Here is a 16,006-nt window from a genome sequence, read left to right on the forward strand (position 1 = left end):
CCCGTTCTCTCGGGAAGCCTGGCCTTCGTCGTTGAAGGTCGGGCTTTATGTCAGTTGAAAACGTTAATGCAGTGGTTGTGCCAAGTCGTGGTGAGCCACGAATTCATTGGGGTAGGGCTGGAATTGGCCAGATCTTCATTGTGGTTTTTGCACTGAATGGAAGCGGCACGCCCGTTAATGGAGCGCCGCGTCAGCCATGAAACAGCAGAAACAGCAGGACCAGATTGCCCAGCAGTGCCAGTAACGCCAGTGTCCGCCAGACCTTCAGCGGCTCACGCTCCAGCAAGGGACGAGGGCGTACATTCAGGCTACGGCGTTCACCCTGTTCCAGCGTCAGCAGCCATTCCTCGGCGGTTTCATAGCGTTGCAAAGGATCGGCCGCCAAACCGCGTTCCAGACACAGCGCCAGCCACTCCGGCAGATCCGGACGATAGCGACCGGCACTCACCGGCACCCCGAAACGAGGGCGCTGGAAGGCTTCGATCTCGCCGTAGGGAAAATGCCCGGTGAGCAAGAAATACAGGGTCACGCCCACCGCATACAGATCCTGTTGTGCGCTGGGGGCTGCGCCCTGAAAGGCTTCCGGCGCGATGTAGCTCGGGGTTCCGGGCAGGGTCGACGGTGCGTCCTGCGACAGACCGGGGCAATACGCCAGGCCGAAATCCAGCAGACGCAACTCGCCGTCGCCCCCCAGGTGCAGGTTTTCCGGTTTGATGTCGCGGTGCAGGATCTGCCGTCGATGCAACAGGCCGACGGCCCGCAACAGGCGTTCGGCCAGATCTTGCCACTGGGCCAGTGGCAGCGGGCCGCTTTGCCCGAACAACTGAGCCAGGGTTGTCCCCGAATATTCACGCATCACGTAGTACAAGTGCTGACGCTGGCCGGCGCTATGGACTTCGGGAAAATGCCGCCCGGCGACGCGTTTGAGAAACCATTCCTCCGCCAGCAAGGCCTGACCGGCCTGGGCATCGTCCGCCAATTGTGCAGGCAGCGTCTTCAACAGCCACGACTGCCCCTGACCATCGAGCACGCGATACAGCCACGATTGCTGGCTCTGACCGAGGATTCCTTGCACCTGCCATCCTTCAAACACTTGACCCGGTTTCAGTGGCGAAGGCAGCGGCCATTGCTGCAAATGAATCAGCGCATCGCCAAGGCTGGCCTCACCGACGGCATCCACCCGCACCAGCAGCGCACTGGCATTGTCCTGGCTGCCGGCCAGATGCGCGGCGTTGACCAACGTTTGCGCGGCACTGTGCAGATCCGGTTGATCGCGCAGGATTCCGGCGATGGCGGTGTCGCCGAGCGCCGCCCACACGCCGTCGCTGAGCAGCACGAAACATTCGCCGTCACGCAGTTCTCCATCGAGAAAGTCCAGCACCAGATGCTGATCCAAACCCAGTGCGCGCTTGAGCACATGCTGCATGCCCGGCTGATCCCAGACGTGATCCTCGCTGATCCGCTGCAAGGTCTCGGCGTGCCAGCGATAGACCCGGCAATCACCGACGTGCGCCAGGGTAAACCGCCGGCCGCGCATGACCAGCGCACTGACCGTGGTGAGCAGCGGCTGACCGCCACCGTTGGCCTGCAACCAGCGGTTTTGCGCGAGCAGCAGACGATCAAGCGCCTGGGCCACGCTCCAGGTTTCCGGGGTGGCGTAGTAGTCCAGCGCCAGCGCCTGCAAGGTCGAACGCGCGGCCAGCCCGCCATCGGCGCACTGGCTGACGCCGTCGGCGATGGCGAACAGAAACCCTTTGCTGGCAGCCAGCGCCGGGGCCGGGGTCACCAGGCGCAAGGCGTCCTGGTTTTCCGCGCGGGGCCCGGTGGCGCTGGCTTCGGCGAAGCTCAGTTGCAGAGCCATTCGGGCCTCAGACCCGGGCAGCGGTCACAGCCGCCGAACCCCAGGTGGTTCTCCAGCGACGTTTGACCCCGTGCAGACCAAACCACGCCAACACACCAAGGCTGGCAAACAACCACAACGCCAGTTGATAGCTGCCGGTGCTCTGTTTGATCGCGCCCATGCCTGCCGCCAGGGCAAAGCCGCCGATGCCGCCGGCCATGCCGATCAGCCCGGTCATCACGCCGATTTCGCGACGGAAGCGCTGCGGCACCAACTGGAACACCGCGCCATTGCCCGCGCCGAGACCGAGCATGGTGCAGACGAAAAGTGCCAGCGCCGCGTAGGAACTCGGCAGGTTGAAGCCGACCGCTGCAATACAAACCGCTGCCACCGTATACATCGCCAACAGCGTGCGAATACCGCCGAAACGGTCAGCCAGCGCGCCACCGAGGGGACGCATCAGGCTGCCGCCGAACACGCAGGCGGCGGTGTAATAACCGGCGGTCACCGGGCTCAGGCCGTATTGATCGTTGAAGTAGCCGGGCAAGGCGCTGGCCAGGCCGATGAAGCCGCCGAAGGTGACGCTGTAGAAAAACATGAACCACCAGCTGTCGCGGTCGCCCAGGGCCTTGAAATAGTCGGCCATGGATTTGGCTTTCGGCCGCTCCGGCGCGTTTTTCGCCAGCCAGGCAAACAGCACCAGGGTCAGGATCAGCGGAATCAGGGCGAAACCGAACACATTGCTCCAGCCGAACGCCGCCGCCAGTACCGGGGCGATCAGCGCCGCGAATACGGTACCGGAGTTGCCGGCCCCGGCGATGCCCATCGCCTTGCCCTGATGCTCCGGCGGATACCACTGCGACGCCAGCGGCAGGGCCACGGCGAACGAGGCGCCGGCCATGCCGAGGAACAGGCCAAGCAGCAAGGCTTGTTCGTAACTGTGGATGCCCAATTTCCAGGCACCGAACAGCGCACAGATCACGATCACCTGGCCGATCAGTCCGGCGGTTTTTGGTGACAGCCGATCGGCGAGCATGCCCATCGCAAAGCGCAATACCGCGCCGGCGAGGATCGGCGTGGCCACCACAAGGCCGCGCTGTTGGGTGGTCAGGTGCAGGTCGGCGGCAATCTGCACCGCCAGCGGACCGAGCAGGTACCAGACCATGAAACTCAGGTCGAAATACAGGAAGGCCGCAAACAGGGTCGGAGTGTGGCCGGATTTCCAGAAGCTTTTATTCATCGCGCACCTCAGCTGTAGAGAATCTCGAGAAGGAGTCAGAACCAGCACAGTGGGGCGCCGCCACGGCCGCACCACCGGCCCCGGGCTGTGGGGCCAAAACGCAAAAACGCCGCTACCCGGATCGCCGAAAGGGGCGAAGAAGGTGAGCGACGTCTTTGTCGTAGGTGGGGCAACCGCCGTTGGTTACCTGTGCTGAATGCTTAGCGAGATTTGTGCCAACAGTTCTCGACCGAGTTGCGGCCAATCGCGGGCAAGCCCGCTCCCACAGGGTCCGCATTAATCACAGACTCTGTGTACGACAAGGAAACCTGTGGGAGCTGGCTTGCCAGCGATGGGGCCTTTACAGGCTCCACGAAATTTCAGCCAAGCAATTCGCTCATCGCGATGATCTGTTCCGCGACCTGAATCAGTTTCTGCTGGCGGCTCATGGCCTGGCGGCGCATCAGGGTGTAGGCCTCTTCTTCGTTGCAGTCCTTCATTTTCATCAACAGGCCCTTGGCCAGTTCGATGCGCTTGCGCTCGGCCAGTTGCTGGTCGCGGGCCTGAAGCTGGGCGCGCAGAGCCTGATCGCTTTCGAAGCGGGCCATGGCCACGTCGAGAATCGGCTGCAGGCGTTGTGCGTGAATGCCCTCGACGATGTAGGCACTGACCCCGGACTTGATCGCCTGGCGCATCACACCGGGGTCGTGCTCGTCGGTGAACATCACGATCGGCCGGGGCTGGTCGCGGCTGACCAGCACCACTTGCTCCATCACATCGCGGGTCGGTGACTCGGTATCGATCAGGATCACGTCCGGACGCACCGTTTCGACGCGTGCCGGCAGGTCGATGGTCAGGCCCGACTCGTCGATCACCTCGAAACCGGCCTCGGTCAGCGCGGCTTTCAGGCGCCCGACTTTTTTCGCGGTGTCGTTGATCAGCAGAATGCGCAGCATGTTCGCGGTCTCCTGTCAGCGCTGGGCGAGAAGGGGCGCGCTGTCGCTCAGCGCGTGGAGCTTGAAGCTGCGGGCGTAGGCGGCCGGGTCGCTGCCGTCCCAGATCTTGCCGTCGATCAACTGGCTGCTGCGCATGTCCTTGCCCCAGGCCGCGACGCCCACAGCAGTCGCCGCGTCGCGATAGATCTCCAGTTGTTGCACCTGACGGGCGACCGCGAGGTAATCCGGGTCATCGCGCAGCAAACCCCAGCGGCGAAACTGGGTCATGAACCACATGCCATCCGACAGGTACGGCAGATTCACCGCGCCATCGCCGTGAAAGCGCAGGGCGTGCGGGTCCTGCCAGCGATTGCCCAGGCCATCGTCGTAGTCGCCGAGAAAGCGTGGCTCGATGCAGGACACCGGGGCGTCGAGGTATTCCGGGGCGCTCAGCAACTGCGCGGTGCTGCGGCGATTTTCCGGGCTCTCTTCGATGAAACGGCTGGCCTCGAGGATCGCCATCACCAGCGCGCGCGCGGTGTTGGGGTACTGCTCGACGAAGGCGCGGGTGCAGCCGAGGACTTTTTCCGGGTGATCGGGCCAGATGGTCTGGCTGGTCGCCAGGGTGAAACCGAGATTCTGCTGCACCGCGCTGGCCGCCCATGGTTCGCCAACGCAGAGGCCATCGATGCGACCGGCCTGCAAGTGCGCGACCATTTGTGGCGGCGGCACCACCACGCTGTCGACATCCTGCAACGGATGAATGCCCTGGCTCGCCAGCCAGTAATAAAGCCACATGGCATGGGTGCCGGTCGGGAAGGTCTGGGCGAAGGTGAGTTTTGCGCGGGTTTGGTGCACATGATGGTGCAGCGCTTCAGGACCGATCACGCCCAGGCCCTGCAAACCGTGGGACAGGTTGAGGCTCTGACCGTTCTGGTTCAGGCCCATCAACACCGACATGTCGGTCGGCGCGACGCCACCGATGCCCAGATGCACCGCGTAGATCAGGCCGTAAAGGCTGTGGGCGGCATCGAGTTCGCCGCTGACCAAGTTGTCCCGCAGGTTGGCCCAGGAACTCTGGCGCTTGAGGTTCAGGGTCAGGCCGTAAGGCTGAGCAAAGCCCTGGGTGGCGGCGACCACCAGCGAGGCGCAGTCGCTCAGGGCCATGAAGCCCAGGTTGATCGCGCTTTTTTCCGGGGCATCGCTGCCGTTGACCCAGGCCAGCGGCCCGGCGGAGGTTTGAGTCATGAAAGCCACCCTCAAAAAAAACGTCGTCCCAGGCTTTGCCCACGCAAAACCGAGAGACGACGCCATTGTCCTTGCCTGCACGCCACCATTGGCCTGCGGGCTGATGCCGAGGAAGGTGCAAGGCATATGCCATGCGCACCGATTTACCCGTGCGCCTCGCGCGGCGGGGCGATGCCCGGCTATAATCGCCGCCTCTTTTCGCCGCCCGAGTCATAGCCGCCCATGTACACCCTGGCCCGTCAGCTGTTGTTCAAACTTTCCCCGGAAACCTCCCACGATCTGTCGCTGGATCTGATCGGCGCGGGCGGGCGTTTGGGCCTCAACGGCTTGCTGTGCAAGGCGCCGGCGTCGCTGCCGGTGACTGTCATGGGCCTGGAGTTCCCGAACCCTGTGGGTCTGGCGGCCGGTCTGGACAAGAACGGCGCGGCCATCGACGGCTTTGCGCAACTGGGTTTCGGGTTTGTCGAGATCGGCACCGTGACCCCGCGTCCGCAGCCGGGCAACCCGAAACCACGGATTTTCCGGCTGCCGGAAGCCGAGGCGATCATCAATCGCATGGGTTTCAACAACCTCGGTGTGGATAACCTGCTGGCGCGGGTGGCGGCGGCCAAATACAAAGGCGTGCTGGGGATCAACATCGGCAAGAACTTCGACACCCCGGTCGAGCGCGCGGTGGATGACTACCTGATCTGCCTGGACAAGGTCTACGCCAACGCCAGCTACGTCACGGTCAACGTCAGCTCGCCGAACACCCCGGGCCTGCGCAGCCTGCAGTTCGGCGATTCGCTCAAGCAATTGCTGGCGGATCTGGCCACACGCCGCGCCGAACTGGCCCTGCGTCACGGCAAGCATGTACCGCTGGCGATCAAGATCGCGCCGGACATGACCGACGAAGAGACCGCGCAGGTCGCGCAAGCGCTGATCGAAACCGGAATGGACGCGGTGATCGCCACCAACACCACCCTCAGCCGCGTGGGCGTCGAAGGCATGGAGCACGGTGACGAGGCGGGCGGTCTGTCCGGCGCGCCGGTGCGTGAGAAGAGCACCCACACCGTGAAAGTGCTGGCGTCCGAGCTGGGCGGCAAATTGCCGATCATCGCGGCGGGCGGTATCACCGAAGGCAAGCATGCGGCCGAGAAGATCGCTGCCGGCGCGAGCCTGGTGCAGATCTACTCCGGTTTCATCTATAAGGGCCCGGCGCTGATCCGCGAGTCCGTGGACGCGATCGCCGCCAAGCGCTGATCCTTTGTGGGAGCGAGCTTGCTCGCGATGGCGTCCGTTCAGTCAACATTTCGTGTGACTGATGCACCGCCATCGCGAGCAAGTCGAGTCGTCGCACCGTCGCTCCCACAGGTTTTGTGTATGGCACAAATAATGTGGCAGGCATAAAAAAGGGCTCCTCGAAGGAGCCCCTGGGCCGTAGCCCGCCGTCCGGGAAGGACGTGCATGGTGATCAGGGTGTTGCGAAATCAGATTGTCGTGTCGGAATAAGTGCCCTGTGTCAGCCGACGGCGTGAAGTTCGTTGAGTCTGTGGATTCCCGCAGTGCCGGTCATACCGTCCCAGTTGTCGCCGCGTCCTTCTCGCCAGCCGTTGATCCAGGCTTGACGTACCGACGGTAGAGTAAATGGGCAAAGCTCACGGGATTTGCCACCAACGCCATATTGATATCCGCGCAAAAATGCTCTTTCCAACGGATCACGCTTAAGTCTTCTCATAGGGTGTTTCCCTCACTTGTTGACTGTTTTTGTCGCGTCGACCTCAATTGAGGTCTGGCAGAAAAACTCTGCCGTTGGCGGCTCGCTGCCGGCGTGGCGAGCCAAGGTGTTGACGCCGTTGCGACGTCAACCTGTGTTCAGTTCTAACCAATGAGTCACATCGATGGAATGACCGTTTTGTCATAAGGACGTAACGAAAAAGATGCTATGGCCATAAGTAACCGCGTATTTATTCAGTGTTCATTGGCCAAACCCCGGTATGATCGGCCCCGCGCTGGATGATGAGGTTAATCCTTTAGTGAGAATGACCCACGTTTACGCTGGGGTACTATTCGACGAAGGGTTGCTTTGAGTCATTTTGTTGCACCAACTTTTTTATCTGTCCCGGCATCTAAGCTCTTTTAACCCGAGCAGCGGGGATGGAACGGCACACCTTCGTGCCACGCGGGCGCTCTTGTAGAAAAGCGCCTGATTGAAAACCGGATCGGCAATGCGTTGCCGGTTCATTAGCCAAAGGCTCTGGAAAAACCATGTCCGACCGTTTCGAACTCTTCCTCACTTGCCCCAAAGGCCTTGAAGGCCTGCTCATCGAGGAAGCCGTCGGGCTTGGCCTTGAAGAGGCCCGCGAACACACCTCCGCCGTGCGTGGCATGGCGACCATGGAAACCGCTTATCGCCTGTGCCTCTGGTCGCGTCTGGCCAACCGGGTGCTGCTGGTGCTCAAGCGCTTCCCGATGAAAAACGCCGAAGACCTGTACCACGGCGTACTCGACGTCGACTGGCAGGACCACATGCTGGCCGACGGCACCCTGGCCGTAGAATTCAGCGGCCATGGCTCAGGCATCGACAACACCCACTTTGGCGCCCTGAAGGTCAAGGACGCCATCGTCGACAAACTGCGCACCCCGCAGGGCGATCGCCCAAGCATCGACAAGCTCAACCCGGACCTGCGCATTCACCTGCGTCTGGATCGCGGCGAAGCGATTCTGTCCCTCGACCTTTCCGGCCACAGCCTGCACCAGCGCGGTTACCGCTTGCAGCAGGGCGCTGCGCCGCTGAAGGAAAACCTGGCGGCCGCGATCCTGATCCGTTCCGGCTGGCCGCGCATTGCCGCCGAAGGTGGCGCGCTGGCTGACCCGATGTGCGGTGTCGGCACGTTCCTGGTCGAAGCCGGCATGATCGCCGCCGACATGGCGCCGAACCTGCGTCGCGAGCAGTGGGGCTTCACCGCCTGGCTCGGTCACGTGCCGGCGCTGTGGAAAAAACTGCATGAAGAAGCGGTCGAGCGTGCTGCTGCCGGTCTGGCCAAGCCGCCGCTGTGGATTCGTGGTTATGAAGCCGACCCACGGCTGATCCAGCCGGGCCGCAACAACGTCGAACGCGCCGGCCTGAGCGAGTGGATCAAGATCTATCAGGGCGAAGTGGCAACCTTCGAACCGCGTCCGGACCAGAACCAGAAAGGTCTGGTCATCTGCAACCCGCCGTACGGCGAGCGTCTGGGCGATGAAGCCAGCCTGTTGTACCTCTACCAGAACCTCGGCGAGCGTCTGCGTCAGGCCTGCCTGAACTGGGAAGCGGCGGTGTTCACCGGCGCGCCGGACCTGGGCAAGCGCATGGGCATCCGCAGCCACAAACAGTATTCGTTCTGGAACGGCGCGCTGCCGTGCAAGCTGCTGTTGATCAAAGTGCTGCCGGATCAGTTCGTCACCGGCGAGCGTCGCACCCCGGAGCAACGTCAGGCCGAGCGCGAGCAAGCCGCTTACGATCAGACGCCGGACGAGCCGCAAGAACGCAAGTACAACAAGAACGGCAACCCGATCAAACCGACGCCGGCCCCGGCGCCAGTGATCGAGCAACCGCGCCTGAGCGAAGGCGGGCAGATGTTTGCCAACCGCCTGCAGAAGAACCTCAAAGCGATGGGCAAGTGGGTCAAGCGCGAAGGCATCGACTGCTACCGCGTCTACGATGCGGACATGCCGGAATACGCCATGGCCATCGACCTGTACCACGACTGGGTGCACGTTCAGGAATACGCCGCGCCGAAGTCGATCGACCCGGAAAAAGCCTCGATCCGTATGTTCGATGCGCTGGCGGCCATCCCGCAGGCGCTGAACATCGACAAGAGCCGCGTGGTGGTCAAGCGCCGCGAGCGTCAGAGCGGCACCAGGCAGTACGAGCGTCAGGCGGCCCAGGGCAAGTTCAATGAAGTGACCGAGGGCGGCGTGAAGTTGCTGGTCAACCTCACCGACTACCTCGACACCGGGTTGTTTCTCGACCACCGGCCGATGCGCATGCGGATCCAGAAAGAGGCCGCCGGCAAGCGCTTCCTCAACCTGTTCTGCTACACCGCGACCGCCAGTGTGCACGCGGCCAAGGGCGGCGCGCGCAGCACCACCAGCGTCGACCTGTCGAAAACCTACCTCGACTGGGCGCGCCGCAACCTGTCGCTCAACGGCTTCTCCGACAAGAACCGTCTGGAGCAGGGCGATGTGATGGCGTGGCTGGAGAACTCCCGCGACGAATACGACCTGATCTTCATCGATCCGCCGACGTTCTCCAACTCCAAGCGCATGGAAGGCATCTTCGACGTGCAGCGTGACCAGGTGCAGTTGATCGACCTGGCCATGGCCCGTCTGGCGAGCGGCGGGGTGTTGTACTTCTCCAACAACTTCCGCAAGTTCCAGCTCGAAGACAACCTGGCCGAGCGTTACGCGGTCGAAGAAATCACCGCCAGCACCATCGACCCGGATTTCGCCCGCAACGGCAAGATCCACCGCGCCTGGAAAATCACGGCTCGTTGACACTCTGCAAAATTGGATCCACAGAGCCTTGATTTTTAAAGGCTCTTGGATCCGTTCAGAGCTAGCCAAATTAGTGGCTAATAGCTATAACTCACACACGGCCGATGGGGTTTTTCCCGCAGATGCTGACGTAGTGAGTGGCTTTTATGTCGTTGCACCCCGTGCGCCCGAAGATATTGGGTTTTATCAGCGAAGACGTCTCGGCCTGGCTGGTCGGGATGCTGGTATTGCTCGCCGGCGGGATTCTCACGGGGCTGCTCGCCTGGGGCACCCTCAATCAGTTTCACAGCCAGTTGCGCCAACGCTTTCAGTTGCTGGCCAACGAGCGCTATAGCCGCATCGAAGAACGTTTTCAGGATCAAGAGCAGCGCCTCGATGGCCTGCGCCGGTTCTTCGCCAACTCCGAATCGGTGTCCCGTGCCGAATTCGACGGCTACACCCACCCTTTATTACTGCGTACTCAGGCCTACTCGTTTGCCCTGCGGGTGAGCGGTGCCGAGCGTGCAGCCTTCGAACAGCGGACGCGGGATGAAGGCCTGAGCACCTTCAGCGTGCGCGAACTCAATGCTCGCGGCGAACTGCAACTGGCCTCGGCCCGCGATGAATACGTCGTGGTGCTGTACAGCCAGACTCAGAGCCGGCTTGGCTCGCCGCTGGGTTACGACTTGCTGGCCCAGCCGCTGCGCCGCACGACCCTGGAGCGTGCCGACCAGCTTCGCGGCCTGGCGGTGTCGCAGCCGATGCATCTGGTCGGTATCGAGCCGGCTTACGCACGCGGCGTATTGTTGGTGGCACCGGTGCTGCGCGAAGGGGAGTCCAGATCATACGGCTACGTGATGGCTGTCATCAGCATGCGTCAGTTGCTGGCAGACGGCTTGCCGGATGCACTTCATGACTATCTCTCGGTGCGCATTCTCGACCTGTCGACCAACGATCAGCATGAGGTGCTGTTCGAGTCGACGAATGAACCGGCGCCGAGCGAATTGTCGGCCACCCGGCTGGTGCGCATGGCCGATCACGACTATCAGGTCGATATCCTTCCGAGCGAAGCGTTCATGCAGGCCAACCATTCGTCGGTTGGCAGCGTGATAGTGCTGGGCGGATTGCTCAGTCTGTTGCTGAGCGCGCTGCTTTATGTGCTGGTCAGTCAGCGTCAGCGTGCGTTGCGCATGGTCGAGTTGCGCACTCAGGAACTGCATGAGCGCGAGCAGGAACTGCGCGATACCCACGGCCAGTTGCGCGGGGTGCTCAACGCGGCGACCCAGGTGGCAATCATCGCCACCGACCTGCGCGGCGTGATCAGCACTTTCAACCCCGGCGCCGAACAGATGCTCGGTTACCGCAGCACTGAAGTGATCGGCCACATGACCCTGGAAAACCTGCACTTTCCCCGGGAACTGGTGGTCCGCGCGGCGGAGCTCAGCGCCCGCTATGGCAAGGCCATTCCCACCTGTCAGGCGATGCTGGTGGAGGGCGGCGAAGTCGGTGGGCACGAGGCGCGGGAGTGGACGCTGGTGCGCAAGGATGGCAGCCACCTGCCGGTGAACATGCTGGCCACTCCGGTGCTGGACGAGCTGGGGCTGTGGGTCGGACACCTGGCGATCTGCATCGACATCACCGAGCGCAAGCGCGTGCACGAAGCGCTGGCCGCGCGGGACGTGTTGTTGAAGAAGCTCAGCGCCCACGTTCCCGGCGGGATCTACCAGTTCAAAATGGAGTTCGACGGGCGCTTCAGCGTGATCTACGCCAGCGACGGTATCCGCGAGATCTACGAACTGGAGCCGGACGTGCTGCTGCTCAACGCCGAAGCGATCTTCACCCGCATCCACCCGCAGGACGTCAGCCGCGTGCGCAAGTCGATCCGCGCCTCGGCGGACAACCTCAGCCCATGGCGCGAGGAATACCGCGTGCAGCTGCCCGAACGCGGCCTGCGCTGGGTTCGCGGTGAGGCGACGCCGGAGGAACTGCCGGGCGGCGGGGTGCTGTGGCACGGATATATCTCCGACATCTCCGACCTGAAGCGCGTCGAGGAAGAGTTGCGCGCCCTGTCGGTGACCGATGCGCTGACCGGCATCCACAACCGGCGCTACTTCCAGGAGCGTCTGACCACCGAAATGGCCCGTGTCGAGCGCGGCGGAGGCGAGTTGTCGGTGATCATGCTCGACATCGACCATTTCAAACGGATCAATGACCAGTACGGCCATGCGGTCGGCGACCGGGTGTTGCAAGCAGTCTGTGAGCGCATCGGCCATCGTCTGCGGCGTACCGACGTGTTCTGCCGGTTGGGCGGTGAAGAATTCATGGTGCTGTGCCCGGACATCGACGGCGATCACGCCCACATGCTGGCCGAAGAGTTATGGCAAAGCCTGCGCGGTGCGCCAATCGACGTGGTCGGGGTGGTGACGGCCAGTTTCGGGATTGCCAGCTGGCGACCCGGGGAGGGCGCGGATGCGCTGTTGCTGCGGGCGGATTCGGGAGTTTATGCGGCGAAGCAGGGCGGGCGGGATCGGGTTGAGCGGCAGATGAACTGAGCCATTCGAATGATCGTTCCCACGCAGAGCGTCAGAACAATCATGTTGGGGGGGGGCGGCAGTTTTGGCTGTGATGATCGTTCCCACGCTCTGCGTGGGAATGCCTCTAAGGACGCTCCGCGTCCAGTGACGCGGAGCGTCACGGGCTGTGTTCCCACGCAGAGCGTGGGAACAATCATTTACGGGGATTACAGAACCGAAGCGGTCTGCGGCGTCCGCGGCTGTTTATAGAGATCCAGCAGCACCTGATCCAGCACCGACGACGCGCCAAACGGCGCCTTGTCATTGAGGATCGCCACCACCGCCCAGGTGTTGCCATTGACGTCGCGGCTGAAGCCGGCAATCGCCCGTACGGTGTTCAGGGTGCCGGTCTTGACGTGGGCTTCGCCGCGCATCGCGGTGGTCTTCAGGCGTTTGCGCATGGTGCCGTCGGTGCCGGCAATCGGCAGCGAGCTGATGTATTCGGCGGCGTACGGGCTGTGCCAGGCCGCTTGCAGCATGCTGGCCATTTCCCGGGCGCTGACCCGCTCCGAACGCGACAGACCGGAGCCGTTCTCCATCACCAGGTGCGGAGCGGTGATGCCTTTCTTCGCCAGCCATTGACGGACCACGCGTTGCGCGGCCTTGGCGTCATCGCCGTCGGCGTCGTTGCGAAATTTCTGGCCCAGGCTCAGGAACAGCTGCTGAGCCATGGTGTTGTTACTGTATTTGTTGATGTCGCGGATGATTTCCGCCAGATCCGGCGAGAACGCGCGGGCCAGCACTTTGGCGCTGCTCGGGGTCGGGGCCAGACGATCCTTGCCCTGGATGCTGCCGCCCAGTTCTTTCCAGATCGCCCGCACGGCGCCGGCGGTGTAGGTCGCGTGGTCGAGCAGCGACAGATAAGTCTGCGAGCTGCAGCCTTCGCCCAACTGGCCGGCCACGGTCACGGTCACGCTGCCATCGGCCTGCGGCACCGGGTTGTAGCGCACGCCGCCGGTGCATTGTTTGGAGTTGAGCGCCTTGACGGTGTTCTCGATGTTGATGCTGGCAATCGGCGGTTCGACCGAGATCAACACCCGGCCATTGTCGTTGCGGGCCACGAAACGCAGGGCCTTGAGGTTGACCAGCAGCGAATCCGGCTTGACCAGGAACGGCTTGTTCTCATCATTGCCGTCATCGTTGAATTCCGGCAGTTGCGGCTGCACGAAGAAGTTGCGATCCAGCACCAGATCACCGGTGACCTGGGTCACGCCGTTGGCGCGCAGGTCGCGCATCAGCAGCCAGAGCTTTTCCATGTTCAGCTTCGGATCGCCGCCGCCCTTGAGGTAGAGGTTGCCGTTGAGGATCCCGCCGTTCAGGTCGCCGTCGGTGTAGAACTCGGTTTTCCACTGATGGTTGGGGCCGAGCATTTCCAGCGCCGCGTAAGTGGTGACCAGCTTCATGGTCGAGGCCGGGTTGACCGACACGTCGGCGTTGTACACGGTCGGCGTGCCCGGGCCGTCCAGCGGCACCATCACCAGCGACAGGGCAGTGGGCTGCAGCTTGCTGGCCTTGAGGGCTTTTTCGACGTTGGGGGTCAGGGCGGTGTTGATGGTGGCAGCGGAGACGGGCAAGGCCAGCGGCAGAAGAAGACCGGCCAGGAGCAGAGGACGCAACGATTTGATCATATGAAATAAAACCCTACAGCCGAGGGGAAAAAAGACGAGGACATGGATGAAAAGGCCCTCAGTGGTCATGAAAGTGTCGGCATTATGCCCCAAGGTGTAACAGCTTGTGCCTTTCGCAGGGGCGCCAATTCGTTATTTTTTTACAGGCGGTCGCACGCGCGTCCCAGAGAGTCGGGCAATCGCCGGCTTAAACTGGTAAAGTGCCGGCCGTTATTACTTAAGAGGATTGTTCCAATGGCGACTAACCGTTCCCAGCGTCTGCGCAAAAAACTGTGCGTCGATGAATTTCAAGAGCTGGGTTTCGAACTGAACCTGGGCTTCAAAGAAGACCTGTCCGAAGAAGCCATTGACGCTTTCCTCGAAGCATTCATCAAAGAAGCCATGGAAGCCAACGGTCTGGGCTATGTCGGCGGCGATGACTTCGGTCTGGTTTGCCTGCAGAAGCGTGGTTCGGTCTCCGAAGAGCAGCGCGCTGCTGTTGAAGCCTGGCTGAAAACCCGCTCCGAGCTGACTTCTACTGAAATCAGCCCGCTGCTGGACGTCTGGTATCCGGAAAAGCCGATCAACGCGGCCAAGTGATACTGAAAAAAACGGCGACCTGAGGGTCGCCGTTTTTTTATGCCTGCGTTTTACTCAGGCCTTGCGCCAGTTGAGGATCAGCAAGGTCAGCACCCCCGCGACAATCCCCCAGAACGCCGAACCGATGGAAAACAGCGTCAGCCCCGACGCCGTGACCATGAAGGTGATCAGCGCCGCTTCCCGTTCCTTCACCTCGGTCATGGCGATGCTCAAACCGTTGATGATCGAGCCGAACAGCGCCAAAGCAGCAATCGACAGCACCAGTTCCTTGGGCAGCGCGGCGAACAATGCCGCCAGCGTGGCGCCGAACACCCCGGCAATCCCGTAGAAAATCCCGCACCACACCGCAGCGGTGTAGCGTTTGTTGCGATCCTCATGGGCATGCGGCCCGGTGCAGATCGCCGCGCTGATGGCCGCCAGGTTGATGCCGTGGGAACCGAACGGCGCCAGCAGCAACGAAGCGATGCCGGTGGTGGTGATCAGCGGCGAGGCCGGGACGTTGTAACCATCGGCCCGCAGCACGGCGATGCCGGGCATGTTTTGCGAGGTCATCGCCACGACAAACAGCGGGATGCCGATGCTGATGGTCGCGGCCAGGGAAAAGTGTGGCGTGGTCCAGACCGGTGTCGCCACTTCCAGATGAAAACCGCTGAAGTCCAGCAGCCCCATGAAGCCCGACAGTGCGGTGCCGATCAGCAGCGCGGCGAGCACCGCATAGCGCGGCGACAGGCGTTTGACGATGAGATAAGTGAAGAACATCCCCAGCACCAGGCCGGTGCGGTGCTGCGCGGCGACGAAGATTTCGCTGCCGATCTTGAACAGAATCCCCGCCAGCAATGCGGCCGCGAGGGAGGCCGGGATCTTTTTCACCAAGCGTTCGAAGCTGCCGGTCAGGCCGCAAATGGTCACCAGCACCGCGCAGGTGATGTAGGCGCCGATGGCTTCGCCGTAGGTGACGCCGCCGAGGCTGGTGATCAACAGCGCTGCGCCGGGCGTCGACCACGCAATGGTAATCGGCGTGCGATAACGCAGGGACAGGCCGATCGAACACACCGCCATGCCGATGGAAATCGCCCAGATCCACGAAGAAATCTGCCCGCTGGTCAGGCCCGCCGCTTGCCCGGCCTGGAACATCAGCACCAGCGAACTGGTGTAGCCGGTCATCATCGCGATGAACCCGGCGACGATGGCGGAGGGTGATGTGTCCGCCAGCGGGCGCAGTCGGGTGTGGGTTATTTCGTTCATGACAGCGGTGTTCCTTGTACCAATGAAGATATTCGCAGCTACACGAAACCCTTGTGGGAGCGAGCTTGCTCGCGATGGCGGCGGAACAGTCGACATTAGAGTTGAATGTCCAACCGCTATCGCGAGCAAGCTCGCTCCCACAGGAATCGCGGATTCTGCGATCAAGCCTAAACTCAAACGTAACGATGCGTTGCAATACAGCCGAAGCCGCAAACAGCCGTACAGTCGTGTTGCCACCTTCC

General features: G+C 62.3%; 11 protein-coding genes. 4 read left to right on the forward strand and 7 right to left on the reverse strand.

The genetic code is table 11. From position 1 onward, the window contains the following. Positions 1-190: 190 nt before the first annotated feature. From IHQ43_RS09320 to IHQ43_RS09335, 4 genes are all read right to left on the reverse strand, one after another. Positions 191-1,861, reverse strand: a complete 1,671-nt coding sequence (locus IHQ43_RS09320) for a bifunctional protein-serine/threonine kinase/phosphatase (RefSeq protein ID WP_192564116.1) — start codon at positions 1,859-1,861, stop codon at positions 191-193. A gap of 7 nt (positions 1,862-1,868) precedes the next feature. Next, positions 1,869-3,080 carry a nitrate/nitrite transporter gene (locus IHQ43_RS09325; RefSeq protein ID WP_007952035.1) on the reverse strand — a complete coding sequence of 404 codons (1,212 nt, stop codon included), beginning with the start codon at positions 3,078-3,080 and terminating at the stop codon, positions 1,869-1,871. A 359-nt stretch (positions 3,081-3,439) separates the two neighbouring features. Then, positions 3,440-4,015, reverse strand: coding sequence for an ANTAR domain-containing response regulator (locus IHQ43_RS09330; protein ID WP_192564117.1), 576 nt, complete (start codon positions 4,013-4,015; stop codon positions 3,440-3,442). A 15-nt stretch (positions 4,016-4,030) separates the two neighbouring features. Next, entirely contained in the window at positions 4,031-5,242 is a 1,212-nt protein-coding gene (locus IHQ43_RS09335) for a CmpA/NrtA family ABC transporter substrate-binding protein (protein ID WP_192564118.1), read from the reverse strand. A gap of 222 nt (positions 5,243-5,464) precedes the next feature. On the opposite strand from IHQ43_RS09335, the gene IHQ43_RS09340 reads away from it, so the two are divergent. After that, positions 5,465-6,484, forward strand: coding sequence for a quinone-dependent dihydroorotate dehydrogenase (locus IHQ43_RS09340; protein ID WP_192564119.1), 1,020 nt, complete (start codon positions 5,465-5,467; stop codon positions 6,482-6,484). Positions 6,485-6,743: 259 nt separating this feature from the next. On the opposite strand, the gene rmf is transcribed toward IHQ43_RS09340, so the two are convergent. Continuing rightward, positions 6,744-6,959: a ribosome modulation factor gene (rmf, locus tag IHQ43_RS09345; RefSeq protein ID WP_003223300.1), complete on the reverse strand. Its 216-nt coding sequence runs from the start codon at positions 6,957-6,959 to the stop codon at positions 6,744-6,746. A 530-nt stretch (positions 6,960-7,489) separates the two neighbouring features. Between rmf and rlmKL the strand changes: the two genes are divergently transcribed. Continuing rightward, the gene (gene rlmKL, locus IHQ43_RS09350) at positions 7,490-9,760 is read left to right on the forward strand and encodes a bifunctional 23S rRNA (guanine(2069)-N(7))-methyltransferase RlmK/23S rRNA (guanine(2445)-N(2))-methyltransferase RlmL (protein ID WP_192564120.1); all 2,271 of its coding nucleotides are present in this window, start codon (positions 7,490-7,492) and stop codon (positions 9,758-9,760) included. Positions 9,761-9,906: 146 nt separating this feature from the next. Beyond that, entirely contained in the window at positions 9,907-12,291 is a 2,385-nt protein-coding gene (locus IHQ43_RS09355) for a sensor domain-containing diguanylate cyclase (RefSeq protein ID WP_192564121.1), read from the forward strand. A 188-nt stretch (positions 12,292-12,479) separates the two neighbouring features. Here the strand turns inward: IHQ43_RS09355 and dacB are convergent, their stop codons facing one another. Further along, on the reverse strand, positions 12,480-13,940 hold the full coding sequence (gene dacB / locus IHQ43_RS09360; protein ID WP_192564122.1) for a D-alanyl-D-alanine carboxypeptidase/D-alanyl-D-alanine endopeptidase: 1,461 nt from the start codon (positions 13,938-13,940) through the stop codon (positions 12,480-12,482). A 234-nt stretch (positions 13,941-14,174) separates the two neighbouring features. On the opposite strand from dacB, the gene IHQ43_RS09365 reads away from it, so the two are divergent. Next, the gene (locus tag IHQ43_RS09365; protein WP_007952029.1) at positions 14,175-14,519 is read left to right on the forward strand and encodes a YggL family protein; all 345 of its coding nucleotides are present in this window, start codon (positions 14,175-14,177) and stop codon (positions 14,517-14,519) included. A gap of 54 nt (positions 14,520-14,573) precedes the next feature. On the opposite strand, the gene IHQ43_RS09370 is transcribed toward IHQ43_RS09365, so the two are convergent. After that, complete coding sequence (locus IHQ43_RS09370) at positions 14,574-15,764, reverse strand: benzoate/H(+) symporter BenE family transporter (RefSeq protein ID WP_007952028.1); 1,191 nt, start codon at positions 15,762-15,764, stop codon at positions 14,574-14,576. Positions 15,765-16,006: the final 242 nt, after the last annotated feature.

It is taken from the genome of Pseudomonas gozinkensis (assembly GCF_014863585.1).
GTDB classification, from domain to species: Bacteria; Pseudomonadota; Gammaproteobacteria; order Pseudomonadales; family Pseudomonadaceae; genus Aquipseudomonas; species Aquipseudomonas gozinkensis.

Excerpts from the sequence above, each read along its gene's own strand:
- rlmKL (WP_192564120.1), top strand. The coding sequence starts at position 7,490 with ATGTCCGACCGTTTCGAACTCTTCCTCACTTGCCCCAAAGGCCTTGAA.
- IHQ43_RS09355 (WP_192564121.1), top strand. The coding sequence starts at position 9,907 with ATGTCGTTGCACCCCGTGCGCCCGAAGATATTGGGTTTTATCAGCGAA.
- IHQ43_RS09365 (WP_007952029.1), top strand. The coding sequence starts at position 14,175 with ATGGCGACTAACCGTTCCCAGCGTCTGCGCAAAAAACTGTGCGTCGAT.
- IHQ43_RS09340 (WP_192564119.1), top strand. The coding sequence starts at position 5,465 with ATGTACACCCTGGCCCGTCAGCTGTTGTTCAAACTTTCCCCGGAAACC.
- IHQ43_RS09320 (WP_192564116.1), bottom strand. The coding sequence starts at position 1,861 with ATGGCTCTGCAACTGAGCTTCGCCGAAGCCAGCGCCACCGGGCCCCGC.
- IHQ43_RS09325 (WP_007952035.1), bottom strand. The coding sequence starts at position 3,080 with ATGAATAAAAGCTTCTGGAAATCCGGCCACACTCCGACCCTGTTTGCG.
- rmf (WP_003223300.1), bottom strand. The coding sequence starts at position 6,959 with ATGAGAAGACTTAAGCGTGATCCGTTGGAAAGAGCATTTTTGCGCGGA.
- IHQ43_RS09330 (WP_192564117.1), bottom strand. The coding sequence starts at position 4,015 with ATGCTGCGCATTCTGCTGATCAACGACACCGCGAAAAAAGTCGGGCGC.
- dacB (WP_192564122.1), bottom strand. The coding sequence starts at position 13,940 with ATGATCAAATCGTTGCGTCCTCTGCTCCTGGCCGGTCTTCTTCTGCCG.
- IHQ43_RS09370 (WP_007952028.1), bottom strand. The coding sequence starts at position 15,764 with ATGAACGAAATAACCCACACCCGACTGCGCCCGCTGGCGGACACATCA.
- IHQ43_RS09335 (WP_192564118.1), bottom strand. The coding sequence starts at position 5,242 with ATGACTCAAACCTCCGCCGGGCCGCTGGCCTGGGTCAACGGCAGCGAT.